We start from the raw sequence: 16,098 nt of genomic DNA on the forward strand, positions 1-16,098 counted from the left end.
CATACGATTAGCCCTGCAAAGCTTCAAGCTCTGCAGGGCTTTTTTTGTCAGCCGTAATTACTCCGGCAGTTCACAACAACTTATCAGATAGTCATAGGCATCCGGGCTCAGTTCCGGGCCAAGAACCCGTTTCAAATCAGCATTGTAGTCGCCAAGCCATTTGATTTCGGCGCGGGTGAGCTCAACCATGTTGAGCATCTGCGGTTCAATCGGGATGTAGGAGAGGTTCTTGAAAACGAGGAAACCATCGTCTTCCTCTACGATCTCAAAAAGGTTCTCAATCCGGATACCGTATTGATTTGCAACGTAATATCCCGGTTCAATGGACATCACCATGCCAGCAACAAAGTCCACCGGATTGTAAGGCTTTCCGATGCGTTGCGGCTGTTCGTGAACGGAGAGGAAGTGCCCGATCCCATGACCAGTACCATGATCATAATCGAGCCCCAGATCCCAAAGTGGCCTGCGGGCAAATCCGTCGATGTGGTGGCCTTGTGTGCCTTTCGGGAAACGCAGCGAAGCCAACGCTACAAAGCCTTTGAAAACAGCGGTGTAGGCGGCTTTGAACTCATCAGATGTTTCCGAAAAGGCAAAGGTACGCGTGGCGTCCGTTGTCCCGTCCTGATACTGACCACCAGAATCCAGCAGGTATGTGTGCTCGGGCAGGATTGCAGTATTCGACGCTTCTGTAGCAGCGTAGTGGCACATTGCGGCATTGCCAGCAGCGGCAGAAATGCTTCTAAAGCTCGGATAAACAAAGTCTTTCTGGCGTTTTCGTTCTGTCAGAATGCGCTCTTCCGCTTCCAGCTCGTACACCGGATCACCTACCTTGGCTCTATGCGGAACCTGCCGTTTCAACCACGCAGAAAACTCGGTCCATGCGATGCCATCACGCACATGACAGTCGCGCAAACCTTTGAGTTCATTTGCGTTTTTCTTAGCCTTAGTGAGTGTCACAGCACCCTGTTCCAAGACGGGAATACCACCAGAGGCCTGAACAGCAAGACGGGTTGCGACGGGAGAGAACATCGGATCGATCAGAACCTGCGTTCCTTCTCCGGTCATTTTTTCCAGCGAGCTGATGAAGCTAGCAGGGTCAGCGGTTTCCACTTTCTCCAGTTCATACTCATCCAAGCTATTGGAAAGTTTACGAGAATCCACGAACCAACTCGCAGAGCCATCGTCTTTCAGCAGCAGGAAGGAATGTGGGATAGGGTTGAATTCCACGTCATCACCGCGAACATTTAGAAGCCAGGCGATGTTGTCGGGCTGGGTTTCAACCAGCACCTTTGCGCCTTTGTGCTTCAGGTGCGCTGCAATTTCAGTCCGTTTCTCAAGGCTGGTTTTCCCTGCTTTATCAAGGGAGTACGGCGTAACTGGAGAGAGCGGTTGTTCTGGTTGGTCCGACCAGACTGCATCAATGATATTGCTAGCTGTTGCCACCAGTGTGGCACCTGTGTCTTTAGCTCCGCCAGCAAAACGATCCCACCATGCGGAGGGGATAAGCATCGGGTCGACGCCGATTTGCTGTCCTGCCTTTATATTGGCAGAAATCCAGTTTTCCAATGGTTCATCAAAGATATGCTGGTAGGAGAAGAACTCACTGCTACATTGGTTGCGCACCTGAACGGTGTAGCGACCATCAACAAACATAACCGCTTGATCTACCGTGACAATCGCCAGACCAGCGGAGCCAGTGAAGCCAGTTGCCCATGCCAAACGCTCATCATGCGGGGCGCAATACTCCCCCTGATGCTCGTCAAAACGCGGGATGATAACCGCATCCAGTCCGTTGCGCTTCAGCTCGTCTCGTATGAGGCTCAAGCGATCTGTGGTTCTTTCAAATTTCTGATTTTCCAACATTTTTTTCTCGATCGTGTGATGGGGTTTTATGCTGATAAAAGAGCTTCAGCATGATGACAAGCCACTTTACCGAGCTCGTCTAACGCCCTCAATCTGGGAGTTTCACTTTGGCATTGCCCCGAGGCATGGGGACATCTTGCATGGAATGCGCAACCCTTTGGCACGTTGAGCGGGCTGGGCAGTTCGCCTGATATTGAAGGCCGAGTATGACGTTTGTCTGGATCAAGAGAAGGGGCAGCTGCCAACAGAGCCTTGGAGTAGGGGTGTTTGGGGGCGTTGAAGAGCTGTTCTGAATCGCCGATCTCAACAATTGTGCCCAAATAAATCACCGCGACCCTGTGGGATACATGGCGGACAAGTCTGAGGTCATGCGCCACAAACAGAATAGTCAGATCCAGTTTGTCCTGCAGTTCCAGCAGCAAGTTCACCACCTGCGCCTGCACCGAAACATCCAGCGCCGACACCAACTCATCCGCAACCAGCACCTCCGGCTCAACCGACAAAGCCCTTGCAATAGCAATGCGTTGGCGTTGCCCGCCAGAAAATTCATGGGGCAACTTATCCGCAGCATCTTGCGGCAGGCGCACCAGATCAAGCAGCTCGGCAATGCGATCACTAATCTGCTCAGGAGGTCGCATATTATGAACACGCAGAGCTTCCGTGAGTACTTGCCGGACTGTCATGCGGGGATTGAGGGAGGAATACGGGTCCTGAAACATCATCTGGACCTTGCGGTTATACTCCCGCAATGCACCAGCATCTTTGGCCGCAACCTCTTGCCCGTCATAGCGGATGGTGCCTTTGTCAGCCTCATAAAGACGGGCCAGACAGCGGGCTAAAGTGGACTTTCCGCAGCCGGATTCGCCAACAATTCCAAGAGTTTCACCCCGTTTCACCTCAAGGCTTACCCCATTGAGTGCTTTGACGATGCGTTTTTCTTTGCGTTGAATTGCGTCGAAGAGGGTTCTTTTGAGCGGAAAGTGTAAATGCAGGCCCTCAACTTCCAAAACCGGAGCTTCATAGGTCATGCCAGCACCTCCTCACGAATATCTGCTGTGAAATGGCAAGCAGATGAAATTCCATCTCCCAACTGGGAGAGTGGTGGTTTGCTACCAAGGCATACATCCTCCGCTTTGTGGCAGCGCGGCGCAAAGGCGCATCCTTTCGGCAGGGCATCCAGCGCCGGAGGTGTGCCGGGAACAGAATAGAGTGGTGTGCGGGGTGGAATGTTTTCTGGTACCGACTTCAGCAGTCCGAGCGTGTAAGGGTGCTGAGGTCGTTTCAACACGTCACGAACGGAACCGGTTTCTACCAATCGACCAGCGTACATCACCGCCACGCGATCACAGGTTTGCGCGACCACGCCCAGATCATGTGTCACCAGCACAATCGCCATATTGAGGTTTTTGGCCAGCGACAACAGCAGCTGCAGGATCTGATCCTGAATGGTCACGTCCAGCGCGGTGGTGGGTTCATCCGCCAGCAACAATTCTGGATTGGACGCCAGCGCAATGGCGATCATCACCCGTTGGCGCATGCCGCCGGAGAACTGGTGCGGGAAATCCTTGAGGCGGGACGAGGCGCTAGGAATACCAACAGTGTCCAGCAGCTCGATGGCGCGGGCCTTGCGGGCACGGCGATCCAGATCCGTGTGGGCTTTCAGGTTCTCCTCAATCTGCAAGCCCACGGTGAGCAGCGGGTTGAGCGAGGTCATTGGCTCCTGAAAGATCATGGAGATCTGACTTCCACGAACGCACTGCAATTGCTTGTCTGTGCGGGTGAGCAGATCCTCTCCCTTCCAGTAGACATTGCCTTCCACCGTGCCATAGTCGCGGGCTAGGCCGATGATGGAGCGCAGACTGATGGATTTACCAGAGCCACTTTCGCCCACCAGACCAAGCACTTCGCCAGCACGCACATCAAAGGAGATGCCATCAACAGCGCGCAACGCGCGGCCTTTGCTGTGAAAGGTGGTTGTGAGGTCTCGAACCTGTAACAGGCTCTCGTTTTGGTTGGTCATCAGGATGCCCCCCGTGGTCTGAGAACATCAGCAAGGCTGTCTCCAACAAGAGAGAATCCAAGCCCCGTCAACACAATCGCGACACCTGGCATCAGACTCATCCACCAGGCGGTGGTGATAAAGTTGCGGCCTTCTGCGATCAGTACGCCCCATTCTGCCTGCGGCGGCTGCGCGCCAAGGCCGAGGTAGCCAAGGGAGGACCCGAGCAGGATGGCGAGAGCCATGTCGGTCATCCAGTAGGTGATGAGCGGCGTCATGGCGTTGGGCAACAAATGGCGGAAGATGATGCGGCCAGAGGAGTAGCCCATCACCCGTCCGGCAGAGGCATAATCGCTGGTCATTTGCGTCATGATTTCAGCGCGGGTGAGGCGGGCGTAATAGACCCACTGTACAAGCGTCACCGCCACATACATGTTGGTCAGCCCCGGTCCCAAAACTGCAACAACTGCAATGACCAGCACCAGAAACGGGAAGGTGATGGTGACATCCACCAAGCGGCCAAAGAGCACATCGGCAATGCCGCCGTGATAGGCCACCAGCGATCCGACCACAACGCCAATCACCATGGCGAAGAAGGTGGCAAAAAACGCGATTTGCATATCAACCTGATACGCCCAGATCACGCGGGAAAGCGTGTCACGGCCCAGATTGTCTGTGCCAAACGGATGCGCCCAGCTTGGTGACTTCTGGATCGCATTGAAGTCAAAGGCGTTGGGATCATACGGCGCAAACGCCCATGGGAACACAGCCAGCAGGATGGAAGAGGACAGGATGAAGAAGCCAAGCAGGAAGCCTGGACGAAGCAGAGCTTTGACCCGTGGATGGAGCTTTTTCTTCTGCGGCGTGCTGGCTTGGAGTGTATCGAGCTGGGTCATGACAGGCGTAACCTCGGATCAAGCCATGCCTGCACCATGTCGGTGAACAGAAACACGAGAGAAACCATAACAGCGAAGGTGAGGGTGAGGCCCTGTATCAGCGGGTAGTCACGGGCAAATATCGCCTCCAGCATCAACCGGCCAAGACCGGGAACCGCGAACACCGTCTCCGTCACCAGCGTTCCGCTCATCAGATTCCCGATAGAAAGGCCGAGCAGTGTAACGGTGGAAATGAGCGCATTGCGCAGGACATGGCGACCCAGAATAACGCTTCGGGATAACCCTTTGGAGCGGGCGAACTGAACATAGTCCGCATCCAGCACCTCAATCACCGCAGAACGCAAGTTCCGCATGATGATGGCAGAGGTGTAGAGCGCGACCGTCAGCGCGGGCAACATCAAGTGGTGCAGGTGCTGCAAAAACGTCGTGCCATAACCACCAACCGGAAACAATCGCAGGGACGCTGCAAGGAACGTGAGCAACAACAGGCCGATGTAAAACACAGGGGTCGACAAGCCGACCTGAAAACCACTGCGAATGGCAATGTCGAGCCCACGGTTTTTGTTCAGCGCGGCGACAAAGGCCAATGGGCCAGCAATGAGAATGGAAAGACAAACGGCATAGAGCGTGAGGAACGCAGTGACTGGAATGCGTTCAATGATGACTTCCAGAACTGGCGCTTTGAGAAGAATGGATGTGCCCATATCTCCACTCAAAGTGTTCCTGACAAAATAAAAGAACTGCATGACCAGCGGTTCATTTAGCCCGAGTTTTTGGCGGATGAGTTCCAGCTGAGCTTCGGTGGCTTTGGCATCGGCCATGGCGATGGCCGGATCCCCTGGCAGCATACGTACCAGCAGAAAGATAACGACCATCACAAGAAGAAAGGTCGGAATAATCTGCAGCAGCCGTGACACCAGATAGGAAAGTGACGACATTCCTGAGTCCTAATAGGGCGTGAGCATTGAGAGCCGAAGCGACTGATAATGGGATTGACGCTTCGGCTTTCCGGATTGCATAGGGCAGACGGTCTGGTCCTGCCGTTTTCTGATCAGACCACCCGCTCCGTTTACTTCACACCCGGCTTGCCTGTTGATGCAGGCCGGGTGCACTCAGAGGAGGAGTTATTTTGCAATCCACGCCGAGGAGAACTCATTGTTCCCCAACGGTGTCTGGAGATAACCGTTCACGTTGGCCGACAGTGCAACAGCAAATGGCGTTTCATAGAGGAACAGAAGCGGGGCCGCATCGGCATAGATTTCCTGCATGCGCTTATATTGCTCACTGCGTTTTTCCGGATCGATCTCGGTGTTGGAGGCCTCAAACAGGGAGTTGAACTCCGCATTGTTCCAACCAGTCCCAACAGCTTTACGGGTTGGGTAATAGCCCAGCCAACCTGCAACCTGTGCCGGATCATTCACATCATTCACCCAGCCATAGGTGTGAATGTCGAACTCGCCGGAGCGGTTCTTCGCGCCGCGGGTCGGGTTATCAACCTGCTCCACTTTCACGTTGACGCCAATGGCGCCCCACATCTGCTGGATGGCAGCAAACAGAGTTGCGTCATCAGAAGAGCCTGCAAGTGTGGTCAGCGTGATTTCAGCCCCTTCAAGACCTGATGCAGCAGCCAGTTCTTTCGCCTTGGCAACATCATAAGGGTAAAGCGGGCCACCATCATGTGCCAGCTGGGTTGTCGATGCCATCAGTGGGGATGTCATCGACTTGCCAGTGCCATGCGTAATCAACTGAACCAGCGCATCTTTGTTGATGGCATAGTTCAGCGCCTGACGCGCCTCTTTGGTTGCCATCGGGTTTGGAGAGCCATCTGCGCGGGTCTCACGAGAATTGATCGGGCTGTAGATGATGCGGGTGGATGGATACAGCTCCATGTTGATCGCAGGGTCTGCCTTCAGCTCAGCCACGCGAGAGAATGGAACAAACTCAGCACCGTTCACTTCACCTGCCTGCAGTTTCAGGATACGGGTTGCATCATCCGGAATCACGACGAAGCTGACCTCATCCAGATACGGTAGTGGTTTGCCGTCTTCGCCCTGACGCCAGTAATGCGGGTTGGCAGAGAACGTCATGGTACTGCCGCGGCTACGGTCTTTCAGCGTAAACGGGCCGGAAACAGGCGTACCCGGAGCGAAAAGGGCAGTTGCCTTTTCCTGATCGTTTGCCCCTGGCGCAGCGTCAAACGCGGCCTTGGACACGATCGCGGTGTTGAAGGTCGCCAGAATTGAGATGATGGTCGGATCAGGGTTCTTCATGGCGAGCGTCACGCCATTGTCGGTCTCAGTGATACTTTCAACAGAGCCCAGAAGACCGGACCATGGACCGAAATCAGGATTGGTGGCGCGCTCCAAAGAGAATTTCACGTCTGCCGCAGTAATCGCGGAACCATCGGAAAACTTGATGCCGTCGCGTAGGGTGATGGAGATGGTTTTACCATCTGCGGAAACCTCATAACCGGATGCGAGGCCTGGAACGATGGTTTTGCCATCTGCCTTGGTGCGGAGCAGGGTATCATAGAGGTTTGTGACCATCCAGATATCCGGGTTCCGGTCTGCATAGACTGGATCAACCAGATTGGAATCATCATAGCGGGCAAAGGTGAGCGTGCCACCACGTTCCACGGCCTGAGCCGAATTGATGGCGAGCATCGACACGCCTGCAAGCGCGGCAATCAACAAAGTCTTCATGATAGTCCCCTCAATTGATACACGCCGGACCTGCTTATTATTTTATGATGCATGGTGGCGTGCAGGTGGTGGCCTCTCCCAAAAATTCCATTAGCCACCGGTGATATATCAGCATTATCTCTGATATATCTCTATTGGCAAGAGGCAAAACTCAGTAAAGAAGAATTTTCATGACAACAAATCCATGCGGGGAGATAGTTTAGAAGTGAAATATTGCTAAAATTGCAGTTTCACTGAGAGAAACTTGCGCCCATTCCTCCTAGGAAGCTTGGAGGTATTCTAACAATCTCGGAGCCAAACTATTGATGTATTCTGGAATGATGCTCTTCAAACGCGAAAACGCGGCGCAGGAATATTTTTCCAACACCGCGTTAAAAATGAAGCTCATTCATTAAACTGAGGGATATTTTCCCTCACGCAACCTGTTTTGGTGCAGCCTTTTGAAAGGCTTCAATCTGCTCTGTTTGCTCAAAAATAGCACTGATGCGCGTGAGGTGAGAGCGGTCTACGCCCCAGCGATCCGCATTGTAAACTTGCGGCACAAGGCAGATATCAGCCAGTCCCACCTGATCCCCATGACAGAACTTACCGCTCTGCCCATCTGCCAGCATCTGCTCAAAAGCATCGAGGCCTTTGGCGATGAACTCACGCATCCAGTCAATTTTGACCTGATCGTCTCTGCCAGCCAGCTCCACGATGCGCTGAACCACACCCAGATTACAAACCGGGTGAATATCCATCGCGATTGCATGAGACAGCGCACGGACGCGGGCCCGTTCGCGGGCGGTGGATGGCAACAGGGCAGGGGATGGGTGCAGCTCATCCAGATATTCGATGATGGCGAGCGACTGGGTCAGCATATCGCCGTCCAGATCCAGCGACGGCACAAAGCCTTGCGGATTGCGGCTCAGGTTCTCATCAGCCTTCTGCTCGCCTTTGAGCAGATTGACCGTGACCATATCGAAGGAGAGCCCTTTCAGGTTCAGTGCGATGCGGACCCGGTAGCTCGCGGAAGAACGCCAGTAATCATATAATTTTATGTTGCTCATTGTATTGGCGCCCCCTCCCAGAGCTCAATTCATGATCTTACGCGTATCCTTCCCCGAGAGTCGGTTCCCAACTTTCGGGGGGATACGCTTTAGGTCCCGTCGGCAGCCTCGGCACTCATTTCCCCAATGAGTCCCTCTGCGTTTTTCTGAACCTTTTCCATCAAAGACAGCAGAACGGCCTGTTCTTCTGCGGAAAGGTTCCCAGTCAGCGCAGCTTCCACATCCCGGACCAACGGAATGACATCGTTGAACACGGCAAGGCCTTTTTCGGTCAGGCGCAGAACGGACTTGCGGCGGTCTTCTCCGTCAATGTCGCGGCGCAGGAACTCTTTCTTACGAAGCGCCTGCACAGCGCGACTGACATTCACCTTGTCCATACTGGAGCGCTCAACAATCTCAGAGGCGGACAGCGCCTGATTGCGACCCAGAATTGCCATGGTGCGCCACTCAGAGACGCTGAGGCCGTACCGTTCCCGGTAAACACTTGAGACAGCAGTACTAACGGCAGTGCCAAAAACACGGACCTTATAGGGAAAGAACGACCCAAGCTGGAAGTCTTCCTTGTCCATCGTGTTATTCGCAGTCGCCATCATCATGTCTCGTTGGTTTTAAATGAAACTATTGCGCACTCATACTTGCACAATCATCCTGATAGTATCAATTGCAACTATATGTCAAGAGCTTGATCAGCGCCTCTGATATATATCCAAAAGCAGGATAATCAGCTGTTTTTAGCCATTTTACAGCATTTTAGCGCGCATTCTTACGCTTAGGGAATTTGTTTTGGCGGAAAATGTTATTGACAAAGTTACAAGTGAAACTATTCTGAGATTAGATAAATTACAGATTGCCTGAGTCTGGGAGGACTTTGCTGTGATCTTCAATTGCCAAGGATGTGTTATGACGAGTTGGATCGAGAGTGCGAACGCACCGCACTGCCATTTCCCAATCCAAAATCTTCCCTACGGCGTGTTTGCCAAAAACGGAGAAGAGCCACGGTGTGGTGTTGCTATCGGTGACATGGTTGTTGACATGGCTGCGCTGGAATCTGCCGGCCTGCTCAAGGCGGGCGGCACCACTACCGTTTTCAATAAGCCAACTCTGAATGACTTCATGGGCCTTGGCAAAACATCCTGGGACAGCATTCGCGAACAGCTGACATCCCTGTTTGCGAAAGATGGCAATGACGCGCTTTCCGGCAACGAAACGCTGAAAGCGAAAGCGCTGGTGCCTATGAGCGCGGCGCAGATGTTCCTGCCCTTTGCAGTTTCCGAATACACTGACTTTTACGCCGGCAAGCAGCATGCCATGAACATTGGCACCATCTTGCGCGGCGCTGAGAATGCACTACCACCAAACTGGTTGCATATCCCAATCGGATACAATGGCCGCGCCTCAACGGTCATTGTATCCGGGACAGACATCAAGCGCCCATTGGGCCAGACCAAAGCGCCAACCGCTCAGGTCCCATCTTTCAAAGCCTGCGCTCGCCTCGATATCGAGCTGGAAATGGGTGCTGTTGTTGGCACGCCAAGCACTATGGGTCAGCCGATCACCGTGCAGGAAGCCGATGACATGATCTTCGGTTACGTGCTGCTGAACGACTGGTCAGCTCGTGACATTCAGGGCTGGGAATACCAGCCGCTTGGCCCATTCCAGGCAAAAGCATTCGCAACCTCCATCAGCCCATGGGTTGTGACGAAGGCTGCACTGGAATCTTTCCGCACCAGCACACCAGAGCGCGAAAAAGAGCTTCTGCCTTACCTCAATGAGCCGGGTCCGATGATCTACGACATTGAACTACAGGCCTACATGCAGCCGGAAGGCGCTGATAAAGCGACACTGCTCTGCCACACCAACTACAACCGCATGTACTACTCTGCGGCACAGCAGCTGACACACCATGCCATTGGCGGCTGTAAAATGAACACGGGTGACCTGCTCGGCTCCGGCACCATTTCCGGTGCAGAAAAGTCCGAGTTTGGCTCCCTGATGGAACTCACATGGGGTGGCAAAGAGCCAATCACTCTGGACAGCGGTGAAAGCCGCACGTTCATCGAGGATGGTGACACCCTGACGCTGACAGGCTGGGCGCAGGGCGATGGCTTCCGCATTGGCTTCGGCGAATGTACCGGCAAAATTCTGCCAGCTCCAGATTTCAAAGCTTAATTAGGATAGTGACGATGGCTAAAGCATTTGCATCCAGTGGCGACATGGAAGCCAAAAAGATCTCCTTCACCGAAGTTGGACGCGATCTGTACGCGTTCACCGCTGAAGGTGATCCAAACACCGGCGTCATCATTGGTGATGACAGCGTCATGGTGGTTGATGCGCAGGCAACACCTGTCATGGCTCAGCTCGTGGTTGATAAAATCCGTGAAGTGACTGACAAGCCGATCAAATACGTGACTTTGTCTCACTACCACGCTGTGCGCGTGCTGGGTGCGTCCGGTTACGGCGCTTCAGAAATCATTGCCTCTGAAAAGTGTGAGGGCATGATCTACGAGCGCGGTCAGGAAGACTGGGACTCCGAGTTCGGACGCTTCCCACGCCTATTTGATGCAGCGGACTCCATTCCGGGCCTCACATGGCCAACCATGACCTTCAAAGACCGCATGACCATCAACATGGGCAGCCGTAAGGTTGAGCTGATGCATCTGGGCCGTGCCCACACTGCAGGCGACATTGTTGCATGGGTTCCCGATGAAGGCGTGATGTTCACTGGTGACATTGTTGAGTACCACTCTGCTTGTTACTGCGGCGACGGTCACTTCAAGGACTGGGGCAACACGCTCGACGCAATCAAAGCCTACAATCCAGACGCAATTGCACCGGGTCGCGGTGATGCGCTTGTGGGTCAGGACATGGTCAACAAAGCCATTGAAAACACGCGCGACTTTGTTGAGAGCACCTATAAACCAGCCGCCCGCGTGGCAGTACGAGGCGGCACGCTGAAAGAAGCATGGGACGCAGTGCGCGCAGAATGCGATCCGAAATTCGCTGACTACGCAATCTACGAGCATTGTCTGCCTTTCAACGTCGCCCGCGCTTTTGATGAGGCTCGCGGCATCGACACCCCACGCATCTGGACCGCTGAACGAGATCAGGAAATGTGGGCAGCGTTGCAGGGTTAATATGAATGAGCCGAGGTGAGGATGTCCAAGATCCTCCTCACCACCTTTTCCCCTTCAAGGGATAAAGACCGCAAAGCTCAAGCAAATTCGAGGTGGAAGACCTAAATAGAGACGACAGGAAACTACAGAATTTGGGTCACTCGCAACAGAGCGAATGCGTCCAAGAAATAGAAAATACTGGCTCACGGCAACACCTTGAGTTCTTGTCTCTCTCAGCATTTTGGCAGTGTTTATCCTGAACACCAATTTTGCTGGCCCCTTCCACCTTCAATACCGCAGGCGAAAGCCACCCCATATGCGTCAGGGCGCCGGATGGACCCCAAGTTCCAGCCGGCACTCCAAAGTTGATTGATGTTTTGCCGGATGCTGGCTGAGGCATCACACTTGCTGGGAGGCAGCGTATGACGAAAAAAAAGATTTTCGAAGTTCCGCTTTATCCATATGTCCGGTCGCCGGATCAGGATGCGGAAAAGGCAGTGCGCCATAAGGTTGTTGTGGTGGGAGCAGGCCCGATTGGTCTGGCCGCAGCAATTGAACTGGCTATGCAGGATGTTGAAGTTGTTGTTGTTGATGACAACGACAAGGTGAGCTGGGGCTCTCGCGCGGTTTGTTATGCAAAGCGCCCGCTGGAAATCCTCGACCGCATTGGCTGTGGTGACCAGTTTGTCGACAAAGGCGTTCAGTGGAACGTGGGCAAGGTGTTCTTTGACGAGCGTCAGGTTTATCAGTTTGACCTGTTGCCGGAAGATGGCCACAAACGTCCGGCTTTCATCAACCTGCAACAGTATTACTTTGAAGAGTATCTGGTTGACCGGGTTAAAGAACTTCAGGCCCAAGGCAAGCCTATCGAGATCCGCGGCAACAACAAGGTTGTCTCCGTTGATCAGGGCAATGACTTTGCAACTGTTGAGCTGGAAACGCCGGAAGGCAACTATTCCGTCGAAGCCGACTGGGTGATCGCCTGTGACGGGGCTGCCTCTCCAATCCGTGCCATGATGGGTATGGATTTTGTAGGCCGCATCTTTGAAGACAACTTCCTGATTGCTGACGTGGTTATGGAAGCGAACTTCCCGACAGAGCGCTGGTTCTGGTTCGATCCGCCATTCAACCGTGGTCAGTCCGCTCTTCTTCACAAGCAGCCAGACAATGTGTGGCGCATCGATCTTCAGCTTGGCTGGGATGTCGACAAGGAAGAAGAGAAGAAGCCCGAAAACGTCATTCCACGCCTGAAAGCCATGCTGGGCGAGGATGTGAACTTCGAGCTTGAGTGGGTTTCCATCTACACCTTCCAGTGCCGCCGCATGGAACAGTTCCGCAAAGGCCGAGTGATCTTTGCTGGTGACAGTGCCCATCAGGTGTCTCCGTTTGGTGCCCGCGGTGCGAACTCCGGCCTGCAGGACACAGATAACCTGATCTGGAAGCTGAAGCTGGTGATGGACGGTACGGCACCAATGTGTCTGCTGGACACATACGATGAAGAGCGTGTTTTTGCGGCTGAAGAGAACATTTTGAACTCTTCCCGCTCCACTGACTTCATCACGCCGAAATCTGCGATCAGCCGTGTGTTCCGCAATGCTGTGCTGGACCTTTCCGAGGCAGCCGAGTTTGCCCGCCCACTGGTCAACTCCGGTCGTCTGTCCGTTCCGGCCACTTATGACGGGTCTTCTCTGAACAGTGATGATTGTGCTGGCATGCCAGTGCGCTCCCGTCCGGGCTCTCCAGCAGCAGATGCACCAACCGCGAATGGTTGGTTGCTGGACCAGTTAGGCAACAAATTTCAGTTGCTGGCAATCAACACAGATGTGCCGGACACTGTCGATGTTGGCGGCGTGACCATCTCTGCCCTGCGCGTGAAAGCGACCGATGAGATCAAAGTTCGTTATCTGGGAGACAAGTCTTCCGCTGTTTATCTGATGCGCCCGGACCAGCACGTTGCTGCCCGTTGGGAGACCTATGACGGTGCCAACGTCGCACAGGCCCTGAACCGCGCTATCGGCATTTTTGAGCAGGAGGCCGCACAATGAGCCATCTGAATACAAAAGCAAACATCGCCAAACCGGACGAGTTTTATCACGATCTTCTGGTTCTGCATGAAGGACGTTCTGAAGAGGAAAGCGAAGCGCTCAACGCCAAGCTGGTTCTCATTCTTGCTAACCACATCGGGGATGCAAGTGTTCTTCGTGAAGCAATGGACCTGGCTGCCAAAACACAGGCCAGAATACAGGGAGGAGGCGAGGCTTAGTCGCCTCGGTTAGAGTCTTATGAAAATTGAGCAAATTCACCACGTTGCCTACCGTTGTAAAGACGCAAAAGAGACCGTTGAGTGGTACACCAAAAACCTCAACATGGACTTCGTACTGGCCATTGCAGAGGACAAGGTTCCTTCCACACACGAGCCTGATCCGTACATGCATCTGTTCCTTGATGCAGGCAACGGCAACGTGCTGGCATTCTTTGAACTGCCAACAAAGCCGGAAATGGGCCGCGATGAAAACACACCAATCTGGGTGCAGCACATCGCCTTCAAAGTGAAGGACCGTGAAACTCTGATCGAGTTTAAAGAGCACCTTGAAGGCAACGGCATTGATGTGCTGGGCGTGACAGATCACTCTATCTTCCACTCCATTTACTTCTTCGATCCAAACGGACACCGCGTCGAGCTGGCGTGTCCGGATCCGGCAGAAGAAGAGAAGCTCAAGCGTCTCGATGCTGTGAAGTGGGACATGCTGGAAGAGTGGAGCCGCACCAAGAAAGCGCCAAAACACGCTGACTGGCTGCACGCAAAAGAACTCGGCAAAGCCTAGGATTAGGACTGCCTGAAGAATGGGGGCTGGGAGGTTCCCGTTCTTCACCCAACAAAATGATTTTATTGGTATCTTTAGGGAGGGAGCCATGGAATTCTTGAAGACGAAAGTTGCCCGCCGCACGCTGCTTGGCATGGCAACAGCTGCCATGCTGGCGCCAACTGCATTTGCAACCGCTGCTTACGCAGAAACCAAGCTGGTTCTTTCCAGCTGGTTGCCACCACGCCACCCGATTGTGGTCAACGCAATCAAGCCCTGGGCAAAGGAAGTTAAGAAGGTTACCGATGGCCGCGTTTCTGTGCGCGTTCTGGCGAAATCTGCTGGCGCTCCACCTGCGCACTTTGACATGGCGGCGGATGGTGTTGTCGACATCACATACGGTTTGCATTCCTTCACCAAGGACAACCGTTTCCAGCGCTCCCGCATCGGCCAGTTCTCCTTCCTTGGAGATGACGCTGTTTCCGGCTCCAAAGCATTTTGGGATGTTTACGCAAACGATCTGGATGCACAGGCAGAGCACAAAGGTACCAAGGTTCTTGGCCTCTTTGTTCATGGCCCGGGTGTGTTCCATAACAACGTACGCAAGCTGAACACACCAGCGGACATCGAAGGCCTGAAGGTCCGTGTGCCGGGCGGTTACATTGCTGATCTGGCAAGCGATCTTGGCGCGTCTCCGCTGTTCATGCCATCCGGTGAAGTGTACGAGACCCTGTCTCGCGGCATCATCGACGGCGTGACCTTCACCTATGAAGCTCTGACCGCATTCAAACTGCTGGACCACGTCAAATACTCCATGCGCGTTCCTGGCGGCATTTACAACACCACATGGTTCCTCGTGATGAACGAAGACAAGTGGAAGGGCATCTCCGCTGAAGATCAGGCCGCTATCATGGCAATTTCCGGTGATGCTTTTGCTGAGCGTGTTGGTAAAGCCTGGAACGGTGCTGACGAGAAGGCAATCGAGCGCATCAACAAAGCTGGCATCGAAATTTATGATGCATCTCCTGAAATGGTTGCGGCCATCAAGGAAAAAGCTGCTGCCTACGAGACCGAATGGGCAAAGGCTGTTGCAGAAGATGGCTTTGACGGCACTGCTGCTCTGACAAAGTTCCGCAAATCTACAGGCGTAGAAAAGTGATCGGGTCGAACAACTCTTCAGGGGGCGCATCGCGGGTGCGCTCCCTCGCCAACCTCATTGAGCTTGGCCTTGGAATATGTTGCGCGTTACTCCTCGCGGGTCTGACTGGCCTTACAGTCGTTGATGTGGTTGGCCGTTATTGGTTCAACGCACCTGTTCGCGGTGCTTTCGAAATCACCCAGCTGATGCTTGGCGCTCTGGTTTTTACAGCTTTGCCGCTAACAACCTCTCGTAAAGAACATGTTGAAGTGGACATGATCTACGGCATGGTTCCTCCAGTCATGCAATCTCTGATGAAGGGCATTGCCTGGTCTGTTTCCACTGTCACGCTCCTGATCTTCTCCTGGCGGCTGGCTGCACACGCAGAACGCCTCATGGAAGATGGAGCCGTCACCAATGCTTTAGACATCCCATTGGCACCCCTTGCCTGGATCGCTGCTGTCTGTGCGCTGCTGAGCGCCTGTTACACATTCGTATTCTTCAAAAAAGCATTCCGCAGAGGTTTTTAAAGTC

The 16,098-nt window shown here is 53.7% G+C and carries 15 protein-coding genes; 7 read left to right on the forward strand and 8 right to left on the reverse strand.

What is annotated here, in order from left to right:
* Window positions 1–57: 57 nt before the first annotated feature.
* From PsAD46_RS11640 to PsAD46_RS11675, 8 genes are all read right to left on the reverse strand, one after another.
* Complete coding sequence (locus PsAD46_RS11640) at window positions 58–1,863, reverse strand: M24B family metallopeptidase (RefSeq protein WP_063306924.1); 1,806 nt, start codon at window positions 1,861–1,863, stop codon at window positions 58–60.
* A gap of 26 nt (window positions 1,864–1,889) precedes the next feature.
* Window positions 1,890–2,891, reverse strand: a complete 1,002-nt coding sequence (locus PsAD46_RS11645; RefSeq protein ID WP_063306925.1) for an oligopeptide/dipeptide ABC transporter ATP-binding protein — start codon at window positions 2,889–2,891, stop codon at window positions 1,890–1,892.
* Window positions 2,888–3,883: an ABC transporter ATP-binding protein gene (locus tag PsAD46_RS11650; protein WP_063306926.1), complete on the reverse strand. Its 996-nt coding sequence runs from the start codon at window positions 3,881–3,883 to the stop codon at window positions 2,888–2,890. Before PsAD46_RS11650 ends, PsAD46_RS11645 begins: the two co-directional genes overlap by 4 nt.
* Window positions 3,883–4,758, reverse strand: coding sequence for an ABC transporter permease (locus PsAD46_RS11655; RefSeq protein WP_063306927.1), 876 nt, complete (start codon window positions 4,756–4,758; stop codon window positions 3,883–3,885). Before PsAD46_RS11655 ends, PsAD46_RS11650 begins: the two co-directional genes overlap by 1 nt.
* The gene (locus PsAD46_RS11660) at window positions 4,755–5,696 is read right to left on the reverse strand and encodes an ABC transporter permease (protein WP_063287592.1); all 942 of its coding nucleotides are present in this window, start codon (window positions 5,694–5,696) and stop codon (window positions 4,755–4,757) included. Before PsAD46_RS11660 ends, PsAD46_RS11655 begins: the two co-directional genes overlap by 4 nt.
* A 186-nt stretch (window positions 5,697–5,882) precedes the next feature.
* Window positions 5,883–7,460: an ABC transporter substrate-binding protein gene (locus tag PsAD46_RS11665; protein WP_063287591.1), complete on the reverse strand. Its 1,578-nt coding sequence runs from the start codon at window positions 7,458–7,460 to the stop codon at window positions 5,883–5,885.
* 413 nt (window positions 7,461–7,873) lie between these two features.
* On the reverse strand, window positions 7,874–8,509 hold the full coding sequence (maiA, locus tag PsAD46_RS11670; RefSeq protein WP_063306928.1) for a maleylacetoacetate isomerase: 636 nt from the start codon (window positions 8,507–8,509) through the stop codon (window positions 7,874–7,876).
* An 89-nt stretch (window positions 8,510–8,598) separates the two neighbouring features.
* On the reverse strand, window positions 8,599–9,099 hold the full coding sequence (locus PsAD46_RS11675; RefSeq protein ID WP_208981803.1) for a MarR family transcriptional regulator: 501 nt from the start codon (window positions 9,097–9,099) through the stop codon (window positions 8,599–8,601).
* 310 nt (window positions 9,100–9,409) lie between these two features.
* On the opposite strand from PsAD46_RS11675, the gene fahA reads away from it, so the two are divergent.
* The 7 genes from fahA to PsAD46_RS11710 all read left to right on the forward strand — a co-directional run bounded on the left by fahA (window position 9,410) and on the right by PsAD46_RS11710 (window position 16,094).
* Complete coding sequence (gene fahA, locus PsAD46_RS11680; RefSeq protein ID WP_063293430.1) at window positions 9,410–10,678, forward strand: fumarylacetoacetase; 1,269 nt, start codon at window positions 9,410–9,412, stop codon at window positions 10,676–10,678.
* A 14-nt stretch (window positions 10,679–10,692) separates the two neighbouring features.
* On the forward strand, window positions 10,693–11,643 hold the full coding sequence (locus tag PsAD46_RS11685; RefSeq protein WP_057461345.1) for an MBL fold metallo-hydrolase: 951 nt from the start codon (window positions 10,693–10,695) through the stop codon (window positions 11,641–11,643).
* Between the two features lie 401 nt (window positions 11,644–12,044).
* Window positions 12,045–13,667, forward strand: coding sequence for an FAD-dependent oxidoreductase (locus tag PsAD46_RS11690; RefSeq protein ID WP_063306929.1), 1,623 nt, complete (start codon window positions 12,045–12,047; stop codon window positions 13,665–13,667).
* On the forward strand, window positions 13,664–13,885 hold the full coding sequence (locus PsAD46_RS11695) for a DUF2783 domain-containing protein (RefSeq protein ID WP_057461347.1): 222 nt from the start codon (window positions 13,664–13,666) through the stop codon (window positions 13,883–13,885). The genes PsAD46_RS11690 and PsAD46_RS11695 overlap by 4 nt, the downstream gene beginning before the upstream one ends.
* Before the next feature lie 19 nt (window positions 13,886–13,904).
* Window positions 13,905–14,447, forward strand: coding sequence for a VOC family protein (locus tag PsAD46_RS11700; protein WP_057461348.1), 543 nt, complete (start codon window positions 13,905–13,907; stop codon window positions 14,445–14,447).
* A gap of 88 nt (window positions 14,448–14,535) precedes the next feature.
* Window positions 14,536–15,585: a TRAP transporter substrate-binding protein gene (locus PsAD46_RS11705; RefSeq protein WP_063306930.1), complete on the forward strand. Its 1,050-nt coding sequence runs from the start codon at window positions 14,536–14,538 to the stop codon at window positions 15,583–15,585.
* The gene (locus tag PsAD46_RS11710; protein ID WP_208981804.1) at window positions 15,582–16,094 is read left to right on the forward strand and encodes a TRAP transporter small permease; all 513 of its coding nucleotides are present in this window, start codon (window positions 15,582–15,584) and stop codon (window positions 16,092–16,094) included. Before PsAD46_RS11705 ends, PsAD46_RS11710 begins: the two co-directional genes overlap by 4 nt.
* Window positions 16,095–16,098: the final 4 nt, after the last annotated feature.

It is taken from the genome of Pseudovibrio sp. Ad46 (assembly GCF_001623065.1).
GTDB lineage: Bacteria > Pseudomonadota > Alphaproteobacteria > Rhizobiales > Stappiaceae > Pseudovibrio.